The 20,991-nt window shown below is 63.9% G+C and carries 21 protein-coding genes and 1 tRNA gene; 16 read left to right on the plus strand and 6 right to left on the minus strand.

Annotated features, from left to right (window positions below):
- The first annotated feature begins 240 nt into the window (after positions 1 to 240).
- The gene (locus EAE28_RS18420; protein ID WP_127109017.1) at positions 241 to 579 is read left to right on the plus strand and encodes a P-II family nitrogen regulator; all 339 of its coding nucleotides are present in this window, start codon (positions 241 to 243) and stop codon (positions 577 to 579) included.
- A 29-nt stretch (positions 580 to 608) separates the two neighbouring features.
- Complete coding sequence (locus EAE28_RS18425) at positions 609 to 1,946, plus strand: ammonium transporter (RefSeq protein WP_127109019.1); 1,338 nt, start codon at positions 609 to 611, stop codon at positions 1,944 to 1,946.
- A 125-nt stretch (positions 1,947 to 2,071) separates the two neighbouring features.
- Here EAE28_RS18425 and EAE28_RS18430 read toward each other — a convergent pair whose 3' ends face one another.
- Complete coding sequence (locus EAE28_RS18430; RefSeq protein WP_127109021.1) at positions 2,072 to 3,106, minus strand: LacI family DNA-binding transcriptional regulator; 1,035 nt, start codon at positions 3,104 to 3,106, stop codon at positions 2,072 to 2,074.
- Positions 3,107 to 3,295: 189 nt separating this feature from the next.
- On the opposite strand from EAE28_RS18430, the gene EAE28_RS18435 reads away from it, so the two are divergent.
- Positions 3,296 to 3,372 (plus strand) — tRNA-Arg (locus tag EAE28_RS18435).
- A gap of 34 nt (positions 3,373 to 3,406) precedes the next feature.
- On the opposite strand, the gene EAE28_RS18440 is transcribed toward EAE28_RS18435, so the two are convergent.
- Positions 3,407 to 4,513 carry a calcium-binding protein gene (locus EAE28_RS18440; RefSeq protein WP_164736697.1) on the minus strand — a complete coding sequence of 369 codons (1,107 nt, stop codon included), beginning with the start codon at positions 4,511 to 4,513 and terminating at the stop codon, positions 3,407 to 3,409.
- A 272-nt stretch (positions 4,514 to 4,785) separates the two neighbouring features.
- On the opposite strand from EAE28_RS18440, the gene rpsO reads away from it, so the two are divergent.
- The 8 genes from rpsO (at position 4,786) to EAE28_RS18480 (ending at position 13,072) form a co-directional block, all read left to right on the plus strand.
- Entirely contained in the window at positions 4,786 to 5,055 is a 270-nt protein-coding gene (rpsO, locus tag EAE28_RS18445) for a 30S ribosomal protein S15 (RefSeq protein ID WP_127109025.1), read from the plus strand.
- Between the two features lie 126 nt (positions 5,056 to 5,181).
- A complete protein-coding gene (locus EAE28_RS18450) occupies positions 5,182 to 5,841 on the plus strand; it encodes a potassium channel family protein (protein ID WP_127109027.1) in 660 nt (219 codons plus the stop codon).
- 68 nt (positions 5,842 to 5,909) lie between these two features.
- Positions 5,910 to 7,211 carry a TrkH family potassium uptake protein gene (locus tag EAE28_RS18455; RefSeq protein ID WP_246022457.1) on the plus strand — a complete coding sequence of 434 codons (1,302 nt, stop codon included), beginning with the start codon at positions 5,910 to 5,912 and terminating at the stop codon, positions 7,209 to 7,211.
- A 79-nt stretch (positions 7,212 to 7,290) separates the two neighbouring features.
- Complete coding sequence (locus EAE28_RS18460) at positions 7,291 to 8,433, plus strand: sensor histidine kinase (protein WP_127109029.1); 1,143 nt, start codon at positions 7,291 to 7,293, stop codon at positions 8,431 to 8,433.
- A 182-nt stretch (positions 8,434 to 8,615) separates the two neighbouring features.
- Positions 8,616 to 10,754, plus strand: a complete 2,139-nt coding sequence (gene pnp / locus EAE28_RS18465) for a polyribonucleotide nucleotidyltransferase (protein ID WP_127109031.1) — start codon at positions 8,616 to 8,618, stop codon at positions 10,752 to 10,754.
- Positions 10,755 to 10,831: 77 nt separating this feature from the next.
- Complete coding sequence (locus EAE28_RS18470; protein ID WP_127109033.1) at positions 10,832 to 11,524, plus strand: Clp protease/crotonase-like domain-containing protein; 693 nt, start codon at positions 10,832 to 10,834, stop codon at positions 11,522 to 11,524.
- A gap of 32 nt (positions 11,525 to 11,556) precedes the next feature.
- Complete coding sequence (locus EAE28_RS18475; protein ID WP_127109034.1) at positions 11,557 to 12,243, plus strand: glycosyltransferase; 687 nt, start codon at positions 11,557 to 11,559, stop codon at positions 12,241 to 12,243.
- A 64-nt stretch (positions 12,244 to 12,307) separates the two neighbouring features.
- Positions 12,308 to 13,072 carry a glycosyltransferase family 25 protein gene (locus EAE28_RS18480; RefSeq protein ID WP_164736698.1) on the plus strand — a complete coding sequence of 255 codons (765 nt, stop codon included), beginning with the start codon at positions 12,308 to 12,310 and terminating at the stop codon, positions 13,070 to 13,072.
- Between the two features lie 42 nt (positions 13,073 to 13,114).
- On the opposite strand, the gene EAE28_RS18485 is transcribed toward EAE28_RS18480, so the two are convergent.
- Positions 13,115 to 14,635 (minus strand): AsmA family protein, encoded by a 1,521-nt coding sequence (locus EAE28_RS18485; RefSeq protein WP_127109039.1) that lies wholly within the window; start codon positions 14,633 to 14,635, stop codon positions 13,115 to 13,117.
- Positions 14,636 to 14,885: 250 nt separating this feature from the next.
- On the opposite strand from EAE28_RS18485, the gene EAE28_RS18490 reads away from it, so the two are divergent.
- Genes EAE28_RS18490 through EAE28_RS18505 form a run of 4 tightly spaced genes read left to right on the plus strand, consistent with a single transcriptional unit; the run spans position 14,886 to position 17,196 of the window.
- Positions 14,886 to 15,653, plus strand: a complete 768-nt coding sequence (locus EAE28_RS18490) for an SDR family oxidoreductase (protein WP_127109041.1) — start codon at positions 14,886 to 14,888, stop codon at positions 15,651 to 15,653.
- Entirely contained in the window at positions 15,650 to 16,276 is a 627-nt protein-coding gene (locus EAE28_RS18495; protein ID WP_127109043.1) for an enoyl-CoA hydratase/isomerase family protein, read from the plus strand. The genes EAE28_RS18490 and EAE28_RS18495 overlap by 4 nt, the downstream gene beginning before the upstream one ends.
- A 33-nt stretch (positions 16,277 to 16,309) precedes the next feature.
- Positions 16,310 to 16,660, plus strand: coding sequence for a hypothetical protein (locus tag EAE28_RS18500; RefSeq protein WP_127109045.1), 351 nt, complete (start codon positions 16,310 to 16,312; stop codon positions 16,658 to 16,660).
- 41 nt (positions 16,661 to 16,701) lie between these two features.
- Positions 16,702 to 17,196, plus strand: a complete 495-nt coding sequence (locus EAE28_RS18505) for a copper chaperone PCu(A)C (RefSeq protein ID WP_127109047.1) — start codon at positions 16,702 to 16,704, stop codon at positions 17,194 to 17,196.
- Between the two features lie 209 nt (positions 17,197 to 17,405).
- Here EAE28_RS18505 and EAE28_RS18510 read toward each other — a convergent pair whose 3' ends face one another.
- From EAE28_RS18510 to EAE28_RS18520, 3 genes are all read right to left on the minus strand, one after another.
- The gene (locus tag EAE28_RS18510; RefSeq protein ID WP_246022459.1) at positions 17,406 to 18,221 is read right to left on the minus strand and encodes a C40 family peptidase; all 816 of its coding nucleotides are present in this window, start codon (positions 18,219 to 18,221) and stop codon (positions 17,406 to 17,408) included.
- Positions 18,218 to 19,639, minus strand: coding sequence for a leucyl aminopeptidase family protein (locus EAE28_RS18515; protein WP_127109049.1), 1,422 nt, complete (start codon positions 19,637 to 19,639; stop codon positions 18,218 to 18,220). The genes EAE28_RS18510 and EAE28_RS18515 overlap by 4 nt, the downstream gene beginning before the upstream one ends.
- 118 nt (positions 19,640 to 19,757) lie before the next feature.
- Entirely contained in the window at positions 19,758 to 20,138 is a 381-nt protein-coding gene (locus EAE28_RS18520; RefSeq protein WP_127109051.1) for a hypothetical protein, read from the minus strand.
- A gap of 158 nt (positions 20,139 to 20,296) precedes the next feature.
- On the opposite strand from EAE28_RS18520, the gene EAE28_RS18525 reads away from it, so the two are divergent.
- Positions 20,297 to 20,950 carry a carbonic anhydrase gene (locus tag EAE28_RS18525; RefSeq protein ID WP_127109053.1) on the plus strand — a complete coding sequence of 218 codons (654 nt, stop codon included), beginning with the start codon at positions 20,297 to 20,299 and terminating at the stop codon, positions 20,948 to 20,950.
- Positions 20,951 to 20,991 lie beyond the last annotated feature (41 nt).

The raw sequence follows: 20,991 nt of genomic DNA on the forward strand, positions 1-20,991 counted from the left end.
GTGGGTTAACATACAGGCAGCGCTGGCTGTTGTGGAGGGTCAGAAGACAGCCGATTCGCCTTCGTGATGCGCTTAATCTTTCATCAGACATGCCTATTTGGTGAATTTTTCAGCAGAAGTCTGGGATTCATGGCGAGTCCTTGCCTACCGCAACATTGCGGTTTGAGCCCGCAGAACCCCGTATGGGCGCAGGACGCGCCCTCATCGGGGCGCCCCTGGGACCGTTATAAGGGGGCACACGTGAAGTACATCATTGCAGCAATCAAGCCGTTCAAGCTGGAGGAGGTGCGCGAGGCGCTCACCGCCATCGGCGTTCGCGGGTTGATGGTTACCGAGATCAAAGGCTTCGGCACTCAGTCGGGTCACACGGAAATCTATCGCGGCGCCGAATACGCCGTGAACTTTGTTCCGAAAGTTAAGCTCGAAATCGCCGTGCCTGACAGCCTGGCCGAGCAAGTCGTCGAGACGCTCTCGCGGACCGCACGCACCGGCAAGATCGGTGACGGCAAGGTCTTCGTGCTGGATCTGGAACAAGCAACTCGTGTGCGCACCGGCGAAGCCGGCGACGACGCGCTCTGAGTGGCTAGGGAAATAGGGAACAACCTGAGATGAACCTGAAGAAAATCCTTCCCCTGGCGGCTCTGGTGGCGGTTGTGCCGCTGGCGCTGTATGCCCAGGATGCTGCGGTTGTCGACGTCGACATGACTCCGCCGAACGAAGAAATCGGCTATATTTTCACCACCTTCATGTTCCTTGTGACCGGCTTCCTGGTCATGTGGATGGCCGCTGGCTTCTCGATGCTGGAAGCGGGTCTGGTGCGGTCCAAGAACGTCACCATGCAGTCGCTCAAGAACGTCGCGCTCTTCGCGATCGCCGCGATCATGTACTACCTCGTCGGCTATAACCTGATGTACCCAGGCGACGGCTGGACCATCCCCAACATGCTCGGCGCCTTCTCGATGGCCGTTATGGAGCCCGTCGGCGGCAGCGCAGATACCGACCTGACCTACGCGTCGGTAGGTTCGGACTTCTTCTTCCAGCTGATGTTCTGCGCCACGACCGCCTCGATCGTTTCGGGCACCCTGGCCGAGCGCATCAAACTGTGGCCGTTCCTGATCTTCACGGTCGTGCTGACCGGCTTCATCTACCCGATCCAGGCGTCGTGGAAATGGGGCGGTGGCTTCCTGGATGCGGATTACGGCTTCCTCGACTTCGCAGGTTCGACCGTCGTTCACTCGGTCGGTGGCTGGTCGGCTTTGGCCGGTGCGCTGATCCTCGGCCCGCGTCTGGGCAAATACAAGGACGGCCGCGTCAACCCGATGCCCGGCTCGAACCTGACGCTCGCCACCCTGGGTACGTTCATCCTGTGGCTCGGGTGGTTCGGTTTCAACGGCGGCTCGCAGCTGTACATGGACACCGCTGGCAACGTTGCTGACATCTCGCGCATCTTTGCGAACACCAACACGGCTGCTGCCGGTGGCGCGCTGGCCGCGCTGATCATGACCCAGCTGATGTACAAGAAGCCTGACCTCACCATGGTGCTGAACGGCGCGCTGGCTGGTCTGGTGTCGATCACCGCCGAGCCGCTGACCCCCGGTCTGGGTGCTGCAACGCTGATCGGTGCCTTCGGTGGTATCCTGGTCGTCCTGGCCGTGCCGCTGCTCGACAAGCTGAAGATCGACGACGTCGTCGGCGCGATCCCGGTTCACCTGGTCTGCGGCATCTGGGGTACGCTGGCCGTGCTGATCACCAACCCCGATGCGACCGTCACCGGTCAGGTCGTTCCGATCATCATCGTGGGTGTCTTCACCTTCGTGGTGGCGGCGGTTGTCTGGTTCATCCTGAAGGCGACCATGGGCCTGCGCGTCTCGGAAGAAGACGAGATCCTCGGTCTCGACAAAGCCGAGCTGGGCATGGAAGCCTATCCCGAGTTCTACCGCGGCTGATCTCTCCTCATCCGCATGACGGCGAAACCCCGGGCCTTGCGCCCGGGGTTTTTCGTTGCCCTTCAGCGCTCATGAAAAAACGCGCCCGTTGCGGGGCGCGTTTTTCCTGTCTTGGCGGCTGCCGGTCAGCGGCGGATCGTGTCGCCCGGCTCCAGCCGCGGGGTCAGCTCGATCCGGTGGCCACCGATTACCCCGTCATCATAGCCCTTGCCCGCGATGATATTCGCCGCCTTCTCGCCGATCTCGCGGCGGCAGGCGTCGATGGTCGCCAGCTTCATCGGCAGCCCGTCCAGAAAATCGGTGCCGTTAAAGCCTGCCAGACCCAGCTTGCCGGGGATGTCATAGCCTTTTTCAAGGCAATAGAGCAGCCCGCCCGCGCCGATCATGTCATTCGAGTAATAAAGGAAATCCAGATCCGGGTTGCGCGTCAGGATCGCCTCGGTCAGCTCACGGCCCTTTTTCAGCGCCGAGCCGCCCGAATAGAACTCGGTATCCACCAGCTCGATGCCATGTTCGGCCAGCCCTTCGGTCAGCCCCTCAAGCCGTTTGCGGGCGCGGTGGTCGTCGGTCATCTTGGTGCCCAGGAAACCGATCTTGCGATACCCCGCCTTGACGATCGCCTCGGCCATCTGCCGCCCGGCCCCACGATGCGAGATGCCGACGACCGAGTCGATCGGCTCGCCGTCGCTGTCCATGATCTCGATGATCGGGATGCCCGCATTCTCCATCATGGCGCGCGCCGCATCCGTATGCTCCATTCCGGCGATGATCACGCCCGTGGGCCGCCACGAGAGCATCTCGTAAAGGACGTTCTCCTCTTTCTCGACCGAGTATTGCGTCACGCCGAACACCGGCTGCAGCCCGCTGTCCTCCAGCGCGGCCGAGATCCCGCCCAGAACTTCGGGGAACACCATGTTCGACAGCGAGGGCACGATCACCGCCACCAGATTGACCTGCTGCGAGGCCAGACCTCCGGCGATCTTGTTGGGCACGTAACCAAGCGCCCGCGCCGAGGCGAGCACCTTTTCGCGCGTCGCAGGTGAGACATCTTCGCGGTTGCGCAGCACGCGGCTGACGGTCATCTCACTGACTCCGCACGCTTCTGAGACGTCTCGCAGCGTCAGGGGGCGCCGATGGTCGGCATTGCGCGGTGGGATCATAAATCGGGGGCCTCCCTCCCCGGGGCGCGTGGCGAGAGGGCCCGCGGCGGCACTAACAGATGACGAATGCTTCACTTCTAAAGCGCCGCTTGTGCAAGTGTCAAAGTTTCCCTGATATCGCGAACAGGTCCCTTTGCTCGCGCCAAGGCTTGCCATGCCCGACGCAAGACGCCAAAGAGAAGAGACGGTGGTCCCGTGGCTCAACTGGATAGAGCAGCCCCCTCCTAAGGGGCAGGTTGCAGGTTCGAATCCTGCCGGGGTCACCAATCACCATGGTGTTCCGTCGTGTGCCATGCAGGGCTAGGTGGGCACCGTTTGGTCACTGGTACCGGCCGGGACTACGACGATCTGCGCGGGGTCTAGGGTTTCGATGCCTTGCAGCAGCGCGACTGGTTCGCCATCGATGAACACACGCAACCCTCCCGCCTGAGCGTCGTACGCGGTGTCGATCACCGGGGCGGGGCCGTCGGCGTCATAGGCGACGGCGAGATGATCCGCGCCGGTGTCGAAATCGCTGATGATCGCGGGCGCAGCGGCGTCCATCCATTCGCCCAGTACAAACCTGTCCGCCCCGGCACCACCGCTCGCGATATCGCCCGCGCCCAGAATCAGCACATCGTCGCCGTCGCCGCCGTTCAGAAAGTCCGTTTCACCGTGGTCATTGCCGCCGGTGAGTGTATCGTCGCCGTCGCCGGCCATCAGCAGATCGCTACCCTCGCCGCCGTCGAGACGGTCACCGCCCGCGCCGCCTTCGAGTGTATCGGCACCCTCACCGCCATTGAGACGATCCGCGCCGTCGCCCGCAGTGAGCGAGTCGCGACCCGAACCGCCGTCAAGAATGTCATCGCCCGTGCCCGCGATCAGGTGATCATCGCCATCGTCGCCGATCAGCGTATCGTCGCCCGCACCGCCAAGGAGCGTGTCGTCCCCCCCGGCGCCATCGAGCTGGTCAGCGCCCGCGAACCCCTCCAGCCACTCATCGCGCCAGCCGCCGATCAGCGTGTCATTGCCTGCACCGCCTTCAAGGGGCGCCCCCCCGTCACCCCCGTCAATCACCATATCCTTGGGCGGTACCGGCGGGGTGTCAGTGCTCATATATTCGCGGTCATCCGCATCAAGGCCTTCATATCCCTCGCGGATCTGCATGGGGCCGATGTCGGCAGCGACGTCGTCATCTGGGAGATCAGGTGGGGCGTCGTCAGCGGCAGGAACAAGATCACCGTCAGCCATGGGCGCGGCATCATCGGGGGCGTGGTCCAGCAGATTGCCGTGCTGCGCCTGAGCGGTGTCATCCGCCCCGTCTTGCGGCAGATCGTCGGGCGACCCGGTGTCATCCTCGGCCCGCGTATACAGATCGGTTGCGCCCGCAGCGACGGCGACCCCGATCAATCCCAAGAGCAGCCACATCGAGACCCCCTGCCGCACAAGCGGCCGTTCCGCTATCTGGGCCCCATTGAACCCCGATTTCCTGAACAAACAGCGACCAGCGCCTTTGGGAAAGCCAGATTCTGCAACTGTGGTTAACACCGCAGGAACCCCGGGCCTTGAATCCATTTGCTCTGGCGGCGGGGATCGCCTATATGCGCGCATCCTTGGCCGTTTTGGGCAAGGAGCCTCCATGGGCTTGTGCTGGACGACATCCCGGCCTGCGCCTTAACCCTTTTACACAGGAGATCCCGATGTCGATCACCGTCGAAGAAAAACAACGCCTGCTGAAAGAATTCGCGACCAAAGAAGGCGACACCGGTTCGCCCGAAGTCCAGGTTGCGATCCTGACCTCGCGTATCACCACCCTGACCGAGCACTTCAAAATGCACAAGAAGGACAACCACAGCCGTCGTGGCCTTCTGATGATGGTGGCCCAGCGCCGTAAGCTGCTGGACTACGTGAAGGGCAAGGACGAGGCTCGCTATCAGTCGCTGATCCAGCGTCTCGGCATCCGCCGCTGACCTGATCCGACCTTGCGTCCAAGAGCGCCCGCTGGCAACAGCGGGCGTTTTGCGTCCCCCTTTCCGGCCCTTGACTAACGCAGCGCCGCAGCGCAGCGTCACGCCGAAAACGGGGAGAGAAACCTCATGACCAAGAGTTCGCGTAGTTTTGCCGTTGTCGGACTGGGGGCCTTTGGCAGCACCGTTGCTGCCGAGCTGGCGCGCTTCGGCAACCGGGTGATCGGCCTCGATCTGGACGAAAGGCGCGTGGCGCAGATGTCCAACACGCTGTCGAGCGCGCTGATCGTGGACACCACCGACGAAGGCGCTTTGCGCGAGGCCGGGATCGACCGCTATGACGTGGCGCTGGTCGCCGTCGGGCGGGACATTCAGGCCAGCATCCTGACGGTGATGAACCTCAAGCTGTTGGGGATGGAAACCCTCTGGGCCAAGGCGTCGAACAAGACGCATCACCGCATTCTGGTCAAACTGGGCGTCGACCGGGTGATCCTGCCGGAACAGGAGATGGGCCGGCATATCGCGCAGATGCTCAACAACCCGGTGTTGCAGGATTATGTGAGCCTGGGCAACGGGTACAGCGTGGTGAACGTGGTGATCCCGCAGCGCATGGACGGGCGCGAGCTGGCCTCGCTGGGCATCGGCACCACGCATGATCTGCGCCTGCTGGGCCTGATGCGGGGCAGCGAGTTCTGCCATCCGACCGCTGACATGATGCTCGCGCCCGAGGACAAGCTGATCCTGCTGGGCAAACGCGCCGAGCTGCGCCAGTTCGGGGACAGCCTGTGAAACCCCGCAAACCGCGGCACAGGCCCCTTTCCGGGCCGCTGCGACGTCTGTCGCGGCGCCTCTCGCGTGTGCCGCCGCCGCTGATTCTGGCGGCGCTTTATGCCACGCTCATTTCGCTGGGCGCGATGGCGCTGAAACTGCCGATCTCGCACCACGTCCCGATCAGCTGGAGCGACGCGATCTTTACCGCGACCTCGGCTGTCACGGTGACCGGGCTGGTGGTGTTCGACATCGGCACCACGCTGACGTGGTTTGGTGAATTCGTCGTGGCCTTCCTGATCCAGCTGGGCGGGCTGGGGCTGATGACCTTTGCCGTGCTGGTGCTGGCTGCGCTGGGCATGCCGATGGGGCTGACCGGACAGGTCTATCTGCGCGAGGATCTTAACCACAATTCCATGGATCAGTTGATGAAGCTGGTCACTACGATCCTGAAAGCCGTGCTGATCTGCGAAGTCGCCGGGGCGCTGCTGCTGTCGTTGACCTTTGTGCCCCGGCTGGGATTGCTGGACGGGCTGTGGACGGCGGCGTTTCACTCGGTCTCAGCCTTTAACAACGCCGGGTTTTCCACCTTTCCTGACGGGCTGATCGGCTATGCCATCGACCCGCTGGTCAATACGGTGATCCCCGCGCTCTTTATCATCGGCGGCATTGGCTATGTGGTGCTGCATGACGTGCTGAGCGGCAAATCCCCGCGCGCGTGGTCGCTGCACACCAAGATCATGCTTCTGGGCACGGCGATCCTGATCCCATGGTCGATGGCAGCTTTTGCGGCGCTGGAATGGAACAACCCCGGCACTCTGGGCCAGTTCGACAGCGTCCCGGCGCGGCTGGTTGTCAGCTGGTTTCAAGGCGTGACCACCCGCACCGCCGGGTTCAACACTACCGATATTGCGGCGATCCATGACAGCACGACGCTGCTGTTCATCTCGCTGATGCTGATCGGCGGTGGCCCGGCCTCGACCGCCGGGGGGATCAAGGTGACCACCTTTGTGGTGATGATCCTCGCCACGGTCGCCTTCTTTCGCCGCCAGACACAGCTGCACGCTTTTGGCCGGTCAATCGGGCTGGATCAGGTGCTCAAGGTCATGGCGCTGACCGCGATCAGTGTGATCGTGGTGTTCTGCGGCGTGTTCCTGATGACGGTCTCGCATGACGGGCATTTCATCGACATCGCGTTCGAAGTGGCCTCGGCCTTTGGCACGGTGGGCCTGTCGCGCGGCTTCACGGGTGAGTTGAACGAATTTGGCCGCGCGGTGATCGTGGTGATCATGTTCCTTGGCCGGGTCGGACCGCTGACGCTGGGCTTCTTTCTGGCCACGCGCACGGTGCCGCGTGTTCGCTATCCCGAGGCGCAGGTGCATCTGGGTTAGGCAAGCTGTTGCGCAAGCAACGCATTAACGCTGATTAGGACTTCTGGCGCAGCGGCTCGCATGGTACCGACTCGATAAAATGCCACACAATGATACGCCTTCGTCCGACCTGTCCTTCCCGTCCGCGACTCCTGAGGGGCATCGCGAACGGCTGAACGCGTCGTCGCGACTGACCGCCCTCGCCCGCAGCGAGCTGATGGACAGTATGCCCGAAGCCGTGTTTGACCGCGCCGCCCGGCTGGGCAGCCGTATTCTGGGCGTGCCGGTGGTGCTGTTCTCACTGGTCGACGACAACCGCCAGTATTTCAAGGCGGCGACCGGGCTGTCAGAAGGCCTGAACCAGACCCCGCTCAGCCACAGCTTTTGCCAGTATGTCGTGACCGCCGAAGCGCCGCTGGCGGTGCCGGACGCGCGCGAACACCCGCTGCTGCGCGACAATGGCGCGGTGCACGATCTCGACGTGATCGCGTATCTGGGTGTGCCGGTACGCGGGAACGATGGGGCCGTGCTGGGCTCGTTCTGCGCGATTGACGGAAAGCCGCACGACTGGACCGCCGAGCAGCTCAGCGACCTGCGCGACCTTGCCGCCGGGGTCGAGACCGAGCTGGCACTGCGTCAGGCGCTGGCCGACGGGCAGCTATTGGTCGAAGAGCTGCACCACCGGGTCAAGAACCTGTTCACCGTGGTCAGCGGCATCGTGCGGATGAGCCAGTCGGCCGGGGAAACCCCGGCAACGCTGCAAAATCGCCTCAAGGCGCTGTCGAGCGCGCATGCCCTCATCGCCCCCGCGATTCACGCCAACCGACCGACGGAACTGGGCACCGATCTGCAAACGCTGATCGAAACGCTGCTCTTGCCGCATGTCGCGACGCAAGACCGCGCAACCCTGCGCGGCCCCGAGCAGCAGGTGGGACCGACCGCCGCCACGCCGCTGACGCTGGCGCTGTATGAGATGGTCACCAACGCCGCCAAATACGGCGCGCTGGCCGATGCCGATGCGCGTCTGACCATCGGCTGGGTCGATGATGGTGAACAGCTGACAATTCAGTGGGAAGAAAGCGGCCTGCACAAAAGCTCTGAGGGCGAAACCGGCAGCGGCTTTGGCTCGCGCCTGCTGGGGCTGACCGTCGAGGGGCAACTGGGTGGCAAGCTGAACAGTGTCTGGACCGAGGGCACGCTGGCGCGCACGATCCAGATCCCGCTGACCACGCTGCAACGCTGAGGGCGCAGCAAGGGGCCTTTGATACGCCCCCTTCCCACAAGTCGGTTTTTCCTGTATGGCCCGGCCATCTGAGACGTGACGCTTCGACCCCGGCGTGATGCGAAGGATAGGGGTCGGCGGCAATGGGGCCGCCATAGAACGGGAGACCCGGAGGGCCGGGAGTGCTCCCTTGAGGAAACTGAATGTTCAATATTTCTAAGAAGTCGATCCAGTGGGGCCAGGAAACCCTCACGCTGGAATCGGGCCGAGTGGCCCGCCAGGCTGACGGCTCGGTCATCGCCACGCTGGGCGAGACCTCGGTCATGGCCAACGTGACGTTCGCCAAGTCGCCCAAGCCGGGTCAGGATTTCTTCCCGCTGACCGTCCACTACCAGGAACGCACCTATTCCGCAGGCAAGATCCCCGGTGGCTTCTTCAAACGCGAAGGTCGTCCCAGCGAAAAAGAAACGCTGACCTCGCGCCTGATCGACCGTCCGATCCGTCCGCTGTTCGTCGAAGGCTTCAAGCACGAAGTGCTGGTTGTCACCACCGTGCTGTCGCATGATCTGGTGAATGAGCCCGACGTCGTCGCGATGATCGCCGCCTCGGCCGCGCTGACCATCTCGGGCGTGCCCTTCATGGGTCCGATCGCCGCCGCGCGCGTGGGCTTTGTGAACGGTGAATACGTTCTGAACCCCGAATGCGACGACATGGTCAAGCTGCGCGACAACGCCGAGCAGCGCCTCGATCTGGTTGTGGCCGGCACCGCCGACGCCGTGATGATGGTCGAATCGGAAGCCTATGAGCTGACCGAAGCCGAGATGCTGGGCGCGGTGAAATTCGCCCATGAAAGCTATCAGCCGGTTATCGACCTGATCATCGACTTCGCCGAAGAATGCGCCAAAGAGCCGTTCGATTTCGCCGCTCCGAACTACGGCCCGATTCTGGCCCGTATCAAGGAACTGGGCGAGACCCAGATGCGCGCCGCGTTTGCCATCAAGGACAAACAGACCCGCGTCAACGCGATCTCGGAAGCCCGCGCTGGTATCAAAGCGCAGCTGAACGAAGCCGAGCTGGCCGATCCGACGCTGGATTCGGCGATGAAAAAGCTCGAAGCCTCGATCCTGCGTGGCGACGTGATCAACGGTGCCCCGCGCATCGACGGTCGCGACACCACCACCGTGCGCCCGATCTTCACCGAGACCTCGGTGTTGCCGCGGACCCACGGGTCGGCGCTGTTCACCCGTGGCGAAACGCAGTCGCTCTGCGTCGCAACCCTGGGCACCGGCGATGACGAACAGTTCGTTGACGCGCTGACCGGCACCTACAAAGCCAACTTCATGCTGCACTACAACTTCCCGCCGTATTCGGTCGGTGAAGTGGGCCGCATGGGCTCGCCGGGTCGTCGCGAAATCGGCCACGGCAAACTGGCATGGCGCGCGCTGCAGGCCGTGCTGCCCGCCGCGACCGACTTCCCCTACACCATCCGCATCGTGTCCGAGATCACCGAGTCGAACGGCTCGTCCTCGATGGCCACCGTCTGCGGCAGCTCGCTGTCGATGATGGATGCCGGTGTTCCGCTGAAAGCGCCGGTTGCCGGTGTGGCCATGGGCCTGATCCTGGAAGAAGGCGGCAAGTTCGCCGTTCTGACCGACATTCTGGGCGACGAGGATCACCTCGGCGACATGGATTTCAAGGTCGCGGGTACCGAGAACGGCATCACCTCGCTGCAGATGGACATCAAGATTTCGGGGATCACCTTTGAAATCATGGAGAAAGCCCTGGCGCAAGCCAAGGACGGCCGCCTGCACATCCTGGGTGAAATGTCCAAAGCGCTGACCGCGCCGCAGGGCTTCAGCCAGTACGCGCCGAAGATCGAAACCATGACCATCCCCACCGACAAGATCCGTGAAGTGATCGGCTCGGGCGGCAAGGTCATCCGCGAGATCGTTGAAGTGTCGGGTGCCAAGGTCGACATCAACGACGACGGCGTGATCAAGATCGCGTCCTCGGACGCGGATGCGATCAAGAAGGCTTACGACATGATCTATTCGATCGTGGCAGAGCCGGAAATCGGCAAGGTCTACACCGGCACCGTGGTGAAGATCGTCGATTTCGGCGCTTTCGTGAACTTCTTCGGCAAGCGTGACGGCCTCGTCCACGTCAGCCAGATCGCCAACAAGCGCCTGAACCACCCGTCCGACCTGCTCAAGGAAGGCCAGGAAGTGAAGGTCAAGCTTCTGGGCTTCGACGATCGCGGCAAGGTCCGTCTGGCGATGAAGATGATCGACCAGGAAACCGGCGAAGAAGTCGCCGAGACCAAAGGCGAAGGCGCCGAGTAATCGGCCTGAGTTAAGTGTTTCGGCAGCCCCGGTCGCAAGATCGGGGCTGCTGTTTTCTTCTGGCAACCGGACGGCACATGTCTGATCTTCCCACGACCTACACCTTCTACCAGAGCAACATCGACCCGCAGCTGGTCGAGGCGCAGGCGGCGGTGTTCCACCACCTCGGTATTCCGCTGGTGCAAGAGCTGGATGACAAGATCGACCATTCCGGCTGGCTGACGCGGACCTTCCGCAACGACGACCTTGGTCCGCTGGCCGTGGTCGCCGATATCGACGCCTTTCCACTCAGCCTTGCTGGTTATCAACACCTGATCGCTGCCGCCGAGGCGGGCAGTGTGGCGGGACTCGCCCAGGTGGCAAACCACAAGAATCCCGATCATATCTATGCCGCGCCGATGTTTCTGGCCGCGCGTCGTGACGTCTACAAACGTGCCGGTGCGCCCGAAATGCGGCGCACCGAGCGTTCGGATGTGGCGCAGATCCTGACCCTTTGCGCCGAAGAGGCGGGCATTCCGATAGCGCTGATCTACCCCAAGTTCTGCATCGCGCCCCGCTGGAGCCTTGCGCAATACGGCGTCTATGGCATCGGCACATTTTATGGCGAGAACGCATTTTTCCACCTGTTCGAGGCGCGCCGCCAGCAATCCCGCGATCTTTTCCTTGCAGTGGCACAAGGCGTGATCAACGGGCATCATGACTTTGATCGCTACATGGCGATCCTCGATCTCGTCCCGCCCAAACGGAAAAAATTCCTTGGTCTGTTCTGACGCCAGTTTCCGATCACAAGGAAGACGCAAGGATGCGTGACGACATCACCGTTTGCATGACCATGGGACGCAGGCCGGATCTGCTGCGTCGCACGCTCGACAGCCTGCGCCCGGATATCGACGGATTGGCGGTTCTGGCAATCAACGATTTCGGCGACGAGGCGACGAACGAGGTTTTCGCCGAGATCTGCCCACAAGGGCGGCGGCTCGACCTGGGTGGTCGGGTAGGACACCACCGCGCGGTCGATGCCCTGTATTCAGCGGTGACGACTCCCTACATCTTTCATCTGGAAGACGACTGGTTGTTCACCCGGCATGGATTTCTTCCTGAAGCGCGGCGCCTGCTGGATTCTGATCCCTCCCTTTCGGCCGTCTGCTTTCGGGGCATGACCGAGTTCGCAGAGCACGCCGCGCGCGACGAGAGCCGACGCCGCGTGGTAAGCGACGCGGGTGCCTATGTGCGTCTGGACGATCTGCATCGCGAGTGGCACGGCTTTACGTTCAATCCCCACCTTGCGCGGAAGGCTCTGTGGCAGAGCCTTGGCGGGTTCTCAGGGTTCAAGAAAGAGCGCCACGTCTCGCGTCACGTCCGGTCGTTGGGACAGGTCATCGCCTATGCCTCGCCCGGTGCCTGCGCGCATATCGGCGAGGATGACAGTGTCTCGGTGGCGAAGGTGCCGATTGAGAAGCGGCTTAAAAACTGGTTTCTGCGCAGCTGAGGGCCACCTTTACCGGGCTGCGCGTCGCCGCCTGCGACTGAAAACAAATCCCGGGGCTTTTCTGATGCCGACACCGCCGGTCTATGTCATCAACCTCGACGGCTCAGCCGACCGTCTGGCCTCGGCCTCGGCGCAGCTGCATGCTGCGGGACTGACCTTTGAACGCGTCCCTGCTTTCGACGGCCGCGGCCTGACAGTGGCCGAGTTCCCCGACTATGACGCGGCGCGCGCGCGGGCCTATATGGGCCGACCGCTGCGCGGGGGAGAGATCGGGTGCTACCTCAGCCACTTGCGTGCCGCTCGCCGTGTCGCTGAAAGCGGCGCACTGGTTGGCATCGTGCTTGAGGACGACGTGCAATTATCGCCGGATTTCGCATCCGTATTCCCGCAGCTGCTGGATTGGCTGGCGGCGCAGCCGCGAGATTGGGATCTGATCAATCTAGGTGCCAACAAGCATCGGATCTACACCGTTCTCGACCAGATTACGGGGCGCGACGGCAGCTATCAGATCACCCGCGCGCACTATTTTCCGATGATGGCATCGGCCTTGCTCTGGAGCCGTGAAGGGGCGCAGGCCTTTGTCGACGGGCATGACCAGATCTTTGCCCCGGTCGACAATTACTTTCGCCACTGGCTGACGCGCAGTGATCGCGGGTTGGCCGTCTGGCCACCCCTGACGGCCACAACCGGCGTCGTTAGCGACATCATGCCCAATGCCAAGCGTTCTGCCGAAGATCGCCACACGTTCTACGGCCTGATCAAGCAGCGCCGGTTGTTGGTGAATAAGCTGCTGGCCCTGCGCCACAAACGCGCGCTGGCCCGCCGGTGATAGACAAGCCACGGCGGGATGCCCCGCCATGGCCCTGTTCGCTCAGAACGGCAGCGGTGCGCCATTCACGGTGATCGCGCCGCCCGGACGGATCGCCACTTCGGATTGCAGGTGATCCTCGCCGATCGAGCGGCCCAAACCGTTGATCATCATGCGCACAAAGAACAGCTGGTCAGCGGGCACCAGACCCATCGACTGCAACCGGTTCAGCAGGCGCTCGCCACCGACCAGGTCGAAGGTGAAATCGCCATCGGCATTGGGACGGTCGCGACCGATCTGGCCCATCAACCCGCCCAGCAGCGTCACCGCACCGTCGCCGGTGAACTCGGAATCCCCGACAGCAAGCCGCAGATCGTCCAGACGCACGCGCGAGATATCCAGCGGCGGCGTGTCACCCTCGCCGAAATCGGGGCCGATTTCGCGGGTCAGATGGCCGTCTGCACTCAGATCGACGGTCATGGTCACCGCATCCCCGGCAAACTGGCTTGCGCCCACCATCGCCAGCAGCTCAGGCGAGGGCTGCAACCCGTCCAGCGAAACCATGTACCGGAACAGCTGGTCATCCGAGGTCACCACCAGTGGCGCACCAAAGGCCATGGTCATCCCGGCAAGCTGCGCCGCGCCCTGCATCGGACCGAAGTTGCCCGACAGCGCAAAAGCATCTGCCGAGCCGGTGATGTCCGCGCGTCCGTCGGCCACGGTGATCGTGAAGTCGCTGGCGCCGCCCTGCGTGTTCATCGCCAGCGGGGTGGTGCCCATCGACTGGCGCGAGCTTTGTTGCGACGCCTGCACGGTAAAGTTCAGCGACATCGCCATGCCCGCGTCAAAAGCCGCGCGCAGCATGCCGTCATCGCCCGACAGCATATCCAGCTCGGTCCCGGTGAAGGTCAGATGCGGTGCGGTCTGCACGCCCGATTGCGTGATCATGCCGCCGGTCTCGTTGGCCGGATCGGGGTAGACCAGATCATAGCTCACGCTTGCCGCATCAATCGTCAGCTCTGCCGTACCCTCACGCGCGGCGCGCAGCGACGCGTCGAGCGCGTTGATCGTCACGTCAACCCGCATGGGGTCAGCCGAGGCCTGCGGCGTGCCCTTGATGGTCGCCGGCGGCGCTGCCGACGGCACCAGATGCGCCGTCAACGTCGGAAAATTCAGATCCAGCGCGGCGTTCTGTTCGGTCAGCATGCCCAGAATCTCGCCGTCATGCGTGACTTCGACGGTGCGGGTCTGGTTGCCGCCGGTCTGGGTGGTAACCTGAAACATCGGCGAGGGGATCAACGCCATCAGCTCCCCACGCGGCTGCAACGTCAGCGTATCCATGCTGACGACCACGCCGTTGGGGTCATTGGTCGGGAAAATCCGCACACCCGATGCCGTCACAGTGTCACCGTTGTTGGCAACCGAGCCCGAGGTGATCGACAGCCCGGCACCCAGAGCCAGTGAATTCAGCCCGGCCCAGGCCGCTGCAGCAGACATGGTCTGGGCGCCAGCCGGGGCGGTTACGGTCAGAGCCAGCAGAATGGCGGTTGCGGCGACCCGGGGGCGGCCAGTGTAATCGAGCATGATAAAAACTCCCTTTGAGCCTCGCGGCAAAACAGGGCTGGATTCTGGCGGTGTGCCCGCAACCGTCAAGTGAAAAGCCGTGGCTCGGCGGGCTCCCGCGTAAAACAGCGCGTTACCCGGGTGAAACATGGCAGGGCGCACGCCGGGTCACAGGCGCACCGCCCGATTCAGGGCTCGTTTCAGGGCCCGATTCAGGGATGGTCACGCGGAAATCAGCGCGCTACCAAAGTGGCAAAATCAGGAGATCCGCATGACCAGCAAAACCGACCGCGATGCCGCCGTGCGTGGCAAATCCGTTCTCATCACCGGCGCCAGCCGCGGCATCGGTGCCGCCACCGCCCGCCGCTTTGCCGCCGCCGGGGCCAAGCTGGGGCTGGCCGGGCGGCCCTCAGCCGAGCTGCAGGCCGTCGCGGATGAAACGGGCGCGACGCTGATCCCCTGCGACGTGGCCGAGGCGGCGCAGGTCACCGCAGCGGTGCAGGCCATGGTCACCGCCCACGGTCGTCTGGATGTGCTGATCAACAACGCCGGTCTGATCGACCCGATCGCCTTGATCGCGCAGGCCGACCCCGACGCCTGGGGCCGCCAGATCGACGTGAACCTCAAGGGCGTGTTCTACGGCCTGCACGCCGCGCTGCCGGTGATGCAAAAGCAGGGCGGCGGCACAATCCTGACCGTCGGCTCGGGGGCTGCCTATAACGCGCTTGAGGGTTGGAGCGGCTATTGCGCGTCCAAGGCCGGGGCGATCATGCTGACCAAAGCGGCGCATCTGGAGGCGGGCGCGAAGGTGCGCGTGCTGTCGCTGTCGCCGGGCACGGTGGCCACCGACATGCAGCGCGCGATCAAGTCCTCGGGCGTCAATGCGGTCAGCCAGCTGGACTGGGAGGCGCATATTCCCGCCGAATGGCCCGCCGAGGCGCTCATCTGGATGTGCACCAGCGATTCCGACACCTATCGCGGGGCCGAGGTATCGCTGCGCGACGAGGGTATCCGCAGACGGCTGGGCCTGATCGCATGATCCGGCGCGAGGATGACGGCGCGCTGACCGTCCTGACGCTGGACCGCCCGGACAAGGCCAACTCGCTGACCCGCGCGATGATGGTGCAGCTGGTGGCCGAGCTGAAGGACGCAGGCACGCGGCAGCAGGCGGTGATCCTGACCGGCGCGGGCAAGGTGTTCTCGGCGGGCGCGGATCTGGACGAGGCCCGCGCGGGCCTCGCCACCGATGGCATCTGGGAAGAGCTGAGTGGCACCCTCGCCGCGCTGCCCTGCCTGACGATTGCCGCGCTCAACGGCACGCTGGCGGGCGGCGCGTTCGGGATGGCGCTGGCCTGCGACATCCGGCTGGGGGTGCCGGGGGCCAAGTTCTTTTACCCGGTGATGAAGCTGGGCTTTCTGCCGCAACCCTCAGACCCGGCCCGGATGGCCGCCCTGATCGGACCCGGGCGCGCCCGGATGATCCTGATGGGCGGGGCCAAGGTCGAGGCGACCGAGGCGCTGAGCTGGGGCCTGATCGACCGCCTTTCATCGCCCGACACCCTCCTCGACGACGCCCGCGCCCTGACCGCAGACGCGTGCGCCGCACCCGCCGGGCACGCGGGCAGGATCAAGGCGCTGATCCCGCGCGATTGGTCGCACTAGCGCCCGGCGCAGCCAGGCCCTAGATTGACCGTCATGAACCTCTCGCGCGCCCTTACCCTTTTCGGACTGGTGCTGGTGCTTGTCACCGGCTCGGTGGCAATGGCCACAGCGCGCCACCAGTTGCGCACGGTGGGTGAGGTGGTGATCTGCTCGGGCTACGGCCTGACCTCGATCAGCATTGACGCGAATGGCAACCCGACGGGGCCACGCATCCTATGCCCCGATTGCGTCCCGGCCTTTGCAGCACTGACCGACCCGGCTTTGCCCATCGCCGAGCGCGCCGGAACGCTGAACCCGATCCGCTTTACATCACGCGAGATCGCGGCCCCACCGCCCCCGGCCCCCGTGCATAGCTGGTCACGGGCTCCGCCTGTCGCAGCCTGAAAACCAATCGTTTTTCAGACCTTTCACAGACAGGATACGCTATGTTCCGCACTCTCTCTCTTGCTGCCGCTGCAGCAATCTTCGCCATGCCCGCCTTCGCCTGCGAGGGGGTCACCGTTTCCGACCCTTATTTCCGTACCTCGGGCGCCATGGCCCGCAGCGGCGCTGCCTTTATGGTCCTCAACAACGCCGGCGACAGCGACTGCCAGCTGGTCGGCGCGCGCTCGGACCTCTCGTCACGGCTGGAACTGCACACGCATATCCAGATCGGTGACGGCATCATGCAGATGCGCGAAGTCGAAGACGGCTTCCGCATCCCGGCCCACGGCAGTCACGCGCTCGAGCGCGGCGCGGATCATGTGATGTTCATGGGCCTCACGCATGTGCCCGAGCAAGGCGACGACGTCGAGGTTACGCTGATCTTCGCGGACGGCTCGGAACTGCCGGTCACCGTGGTGGCCGACAACGAACGGACGCCGATGCAGGGCCAGATGCAAATGGGCGGCCACGACATGTCGCACGGCGCGTCGAACTGAGGTCGGGAGGCCAGCAAGGGGGGCCTTGCCCCCCTCTTGGCCTGACGGCCAATTCACCCCCCAGGATATTTAAGGACAGATGATAAGGTTTCGTTAACCCTGTTTCATTTTCTGTCTGCAAATATCCACAGGGGGTTCCCCAAGGGGGGAGCGTGCTTCCCCCTTGGGCGAGGGAGCGCGAGGGGCGAGCAGCCCCTCGCCACCCGCCGTCAGCTTGCCGGACGCAGCCGCCGGATCACCGGCTCCTCCGCGCGCGCTTCCACAATGGCCAGATCTTCTTCGGTCACCGCCATATGATGCGCATTGGCGTGAATCAGATGGCCCGGCCCAGAGATCAGCCCGACGTGGCCGCCCCAGAAAATCAGATCGCCGGCAAGCTCGTTGCCCGGCACCACCTCGACCCCGGCCATCGTGCTTTGCAGATCGCTGTCGCCCGGGCAGTCGCGGCCCTGTGCTCGGAACACCGCCTGCACCAGCCCCGAGCAGTCGATCCCTGCTCTGGAGTTGCCGCCCCACAGATAGGGCGTGCCCAGATAGCTGCGGGCGACGCTGACCGGATCGGCGCTCCAGTCGCCCAACGGGCGCACGTGACCGGCCGGGACATAACCTGCAGGTGTCACCGCGAAGCGCCCGACCTCGCCCGTGACGCACAGTCGCGCGCCCATCGACAGGGCGGCGCGCTCGCGTTGCTTGATGTCGGGTGCGGCGTAGAGATGCGTGGCCGGTGCTGTCACCCAATGGGTGACGGCGGTATCGTCGCCCAGCGCGCTCTCGGGGATCCAGCCGCAATACCCCTCATCCTCGTCGAAGCCAAAGGCGTAGCCATCGCATTCGGTGATCACGCAGAACCGCGTGCCCAGCAGCATCTGCCGGTCGCGCGCGCCGCCCGGCGTGGCGCAAAGATCCGCCAGCGCCTCCGTCACGCGGAACCAGCGGCCGGGCACAAACAGCACCCCGTCCAGCGCGCCGCGCAGGCTTTCATGCGCCATGCCCCCGGCGGCGCGCAGATAGCGGCGGTCGGTCATTCGCGGTTCTCGATGTCGGGCCCCAGCACTTCGGGCAGCGCCCAAAGCACGGCGCGTGCGCCCTGCCCTTGCCCGCCCTTGGGGCGGCCGGGCATGGCGCTCGGCTGCCAGCCATAGATGTCGAAATGCGCGAAGCGGCGGGTTTTCTGCACGAACCGGCGCAGGAAGAGGGCGGCGGTGATTGATCCGGCCATCCCGCCCGATGGCGCGTTGTCCAGATCGGCGATACCCGGCTCGATCAGCGGCTCATAGGGCGCGTGGAAGGGCAGACGCCAAAGCGGATCAGCCTCGACCATGGCACCATCAGACAGGGCCAGCGCAAGGTCTTCGTCGTCAGTGTAGAACGGCGGCAGATCGGGTCCCAGCGCGACGCGCGCCGCCCCCGTCAACGTGGCCATGCAGATTAGCGCGTCCGGGTTTTCCTCATCCGCCAGAGCCAGCGCATCGGCCAGAACCAGACGCCCCTCGGCGTCGGTGTTGTTCACCTCGACCGTCAACCCGTTGCGCGCGGTCAGGATGTCGCCGGGGCGCATCGCGCTGCCGGAAATCGAGTTCTCAACCGCCGGGATCAGCACGCGCAGCCGGACCTTCCAGTCCAGGGCCATGATCATCATCGCCAGCCCGATCACCGTGGCTGCGCCGCCCATATCCTTTTTCATCAGGCCCATCGAGGCACCGGGCTTGATGTTCAGCCCGCCAGTGTCAAAGCAGACGCCCTTGCCGACCAGCGTGATACGCGGGCCTTCGTGGCCCCAGCGCAGGTCCAGCAGACGGGGAATGCGGTCCGAGGCGCGGCCAACCGCGTGGATCAAGGGCAGGTTTTCATGCAGCAGATCGTCGCCATAGGTGACCGAGACCTGCGCGTCGAATTCATCGGCCAGCGCCAGCACGCTGGTTTCCAGCTCTTCCGGCCCCATCTGCGAGGCCGGGGTGTTGATCAGGTCGCGGGTCAGCCATTCGGCGGCGGCGAGCACCTCGATGCGGCGCGCCTCGGCCCGGGGTGGGGCCTTGAGCGCCGGGATATCGGCATCACCGCCGGTTCGGTGGCGGAAGCGGTCAAAGCGATATCCGGCCAGCAGCCATCCGAGCAATTGTTCGGGCAGTTCGTCATCCTCGAACCCCGAGGCCAGATGGTAGATCCCGCGTGGCAGTTTACCGCGCGCGGCACCCAGCGCCATCCGCCCACGGATGCGCGCCTGCGCATCGCCCAGACCAAAGACCGCCAGCGCCAAGCCGCCTGCGGCGTCAGGCACGCAGACCGTCTGTCCGGTCTTTGCGGTGAAGCCGACGGCATCAAGCCAGGTGCGCACCCGTTCAGGTTGGGTATCGAGCCAGGCTGTCAGCCCCTCACTGCCGACGACATGAAGGGGAATTGAGGCGCTCTCGGGCGCGGCGAAGGCGGCATGGCTTTGGCGCATGGTCAATCTCACGGCTGGTTCGCCCCACCCTAAAGCGCATCGCGCCGAAAACGGAAGGGGCTTGCCGCTGTTTACCGCTCAACGCACTGTTTGCGCGCCGGACACCGCCACCCTGAATTCAGAGTGACAGCTCAGGCACTTCCCAGACCTGCGCCAACGAGCGGTCGCCAATGCGGACCAGACGTTCCCAGACCGCGCGATAGGCGACCACGTCCTTGCGTTGCGCGGTGACACCCATATCGCGTGAGACCCGAGCGAGCGACGACAGCCCGATTTCGGCGCTCAGCCGCGACACGCGTTGCAGATGGGGGGCGACGCCGGCCATCTGTCCCTTGCGAACGCGCGCGTCCACTTCAACGAGACAATCGGAAATCGCTTCAACTGTTTGCATCACATGGGCCTCAGCCCCGCGATACCCTAAACGCTGAAACAGCGCATCCAGTGTTGCGGTATCGATAACGATCCGCTCACTGGGTCTGATCTCAAGAACCCGTGACATACCAGCACCCTTTTCTGCCTCACATGGAAACCCTTGCACCCGTCATCAGGATGTTGGATCCGGGCTAACAAAGTGTTGCCCCGGGCGCGGGTTCACGCTCGATTTTTCGATAAATTCAGACTAGCACTGAGTTTGGTCCGAATTAAGGCAAATTAGCGATGACCTACGCACGAAAGCTTCCAGGCTACCTGATAAATCGATTTCGTGGCTGGCGCGCCACGCACTACACGGAAAACAAGAGCTGGTTCCGCCATCTGGCACAGGAAGGACAGCATCCGCGGTCGATGCTGATCGCCTGCTGTGACTCTCGCGTCCATGTGACGGCGATCTTCAACGCCGATCAGGGTGAGTTCTTCATTCACCGCAACATCGCCAATCTGGTGCCGCCCTACACACCCGATGGCGATCATCACGGCACCTCAGCCGCCATCGAATACGCGGTCACGGCCCTTAAAGTCGCGCATTTGCTTGTGGTTGGGCATTCCAACTGCGGGGGTGTTCGTGGCTGTCACGATATGTGTGCGGGCAAGGCGCCCGAACTCAGCTCGGGCTCCAGCTTTGTCGGCAACTGGATGGAAATCCTGCGCCCCGGCTACGAGCGCACCGCCGATATTGCCGACGCGGAAGCCCGCATCAAAGCGATGGAGCTGGAAGCTGTGCGCATCTCGCTTTCGAACCTGATGACCTTCCCGTTCATCAAGGAAGCGGTCGAAGCCGAGCGCCTGACCCTGCACGGATTGTGGCACGATATTGGCGAAGGCGGATTGTCGGTTTATGATTCGGATACCGACCGTTTCGAGCCGGTAGCCTGACCCGGCGCGGCACAACGGCCCGGCGAAAGGCATTGCACCTG

Source organism: Pararhodobacter zhoushanensis (assembly GCF_003990445.1).
Lineage (GTDB): Bacteria > Pseudomonadota > Alphaproteobacteria > Rhodobacterales > Rhodobacteraceae > Pararhodobacter > Pararhodobacter zhoushanensis.

Excerpts from the sequence above, each read along its gene's own strand:
- EAE28_RS18425 (WP_127109019.1), top strand. The coding sequence starts at position 609 with ATGAACCTGAAGAAAATCCTTCCCCTGGCGGCTCTGGTGGCGGTTGTG.
- EAE28_RS18430 (WP_127109021.1), bottom strand. The coding sequence starts at position 3,106 with ATGATCCCACCGCGCAATGCCGACCATCGGCGCCCCCTGACGCTGCGA.
- EAE28_RS18440 (WP_164736697.1), bottom strand. The coding sequence starts at position 4,513 with ATGTGGCTGCTCTTGGGATTGATCGGGGTCGCCGTCGCTGCGGGCGCA.
- rpsO (WP_127109025.1), top strand. The coding sequence starts at position 4,786 with ATGTCGATCACCGTCGAAGAAAAACAACGCCTGCTGAAAGAATTCGCG.
- EAE28_RS18450 (WP_127109027.1), top strand. The coding sequence starts at position 5,182 with ATGACCAAGAGTTCGCGTAGTTTTGCCGTTGTCGGACTGGGGGCCTTT.
- EAE28_RS18460 (WP_127109029.1), top strand. The coding sequence starts at position 7,291 with ATGCCACACAATGATACGCCTTCGTCCGACCTGTCCTTCCCGTCCGCG.
- pnp (WP_127109031.1), top strand. The coding sequence starts at position 8,616 with ATGTTCAATATTTCTAAGAAGTCGATCCAGTGGGGCCAGGAAACCCTC.
- EAE28_RS18470 (WP_127109033.1), top strand. The coding sequence starts at position 10,832 with ATGTCTGATCTTCCCACGACCTACACCTTCTACCAGAGCAACATCGAC.
- EAE28_RS18475 (WP_127109034.1), top strand. The coding sequence starts at position 11,557 with ATGCGTGACGACATCACCGTTTGCATGACCATGGGACGCAGGCCGGAT.
- EAE28_RS18480 (WP_164736698.1), top strand. The coding sequence starts at position 12,308 with ATGCCGACACCGCCGGTCTATGTCATCAACCTCGACGGCTCAGCCGAC.
- EAE28_RS18485 (WP_127109039.1), bottom strand. The coding sequence starts at position 14,635 with ATGCTCGATTACACTGGCCGCCCCCGGGTCGCCGCAACCGCCATTCTG.
- EAE28_RS18490 (WP_127109041.1), top strand. The coding sequence starts at position 14,886 with ATGACCAGCAAAACCGACCGCGATGCCGCCGTGCGTGGCAAATCCGTT.
- EAE28_RS18495 (WP_127109043.1), top strand. The coding sequence starts at position 15,650 with ATGATCCGGCGCGAGGATGACGGCGCGCTGACCGTCCTGACGCTGGAC.
- EAE28_RS18500 (WP_127109045.1), top strand. The coding sequence starts at position 16,310 with ATGAACCTCTCGCGCGCCCTTACCCTTTTCGGACTGGTGCTGGTGCTT.
- EAE28_RS18505 (WP_127109047.1), top strand. The coding sequence starts at position 16,702 with ATGTTCCGCACTCTCTCTCTTGCTGCCGCTGCAGCAATCTTCGCCATG.
- EAE28_RS18510 (WP_246022459.1), bottom strand. The coding sequence starts at position 18,221 with ATGACCGACCGCCGCTATCTGCGCGCCGCCGGGGGCATGGCGCATGAA.
- EAE28_RS18515 (WP_127109049.1), bottom strand. The coding sequence starts at position 19,639 with ATGCGCCAAAGCCATGCCGCCTTCGCCGCGCCCGAGAGCGCCTCAATT.
- EAE28_RS18520 (WP_127109051.1), bottom strand. The coding sequence starts at position 20,138 with ATGTCACGGGTTCTTGAGATCAGACCCAGTGAGCGGATCGTTATCGAT.
- EAE28_RS18525 (WP_127109053.1), top strand. The coding sequence starts at position 20,297 with ATGACCTACGCACGAAAGCTTCCAGGCTACCTGATAAATCGATTTCGT.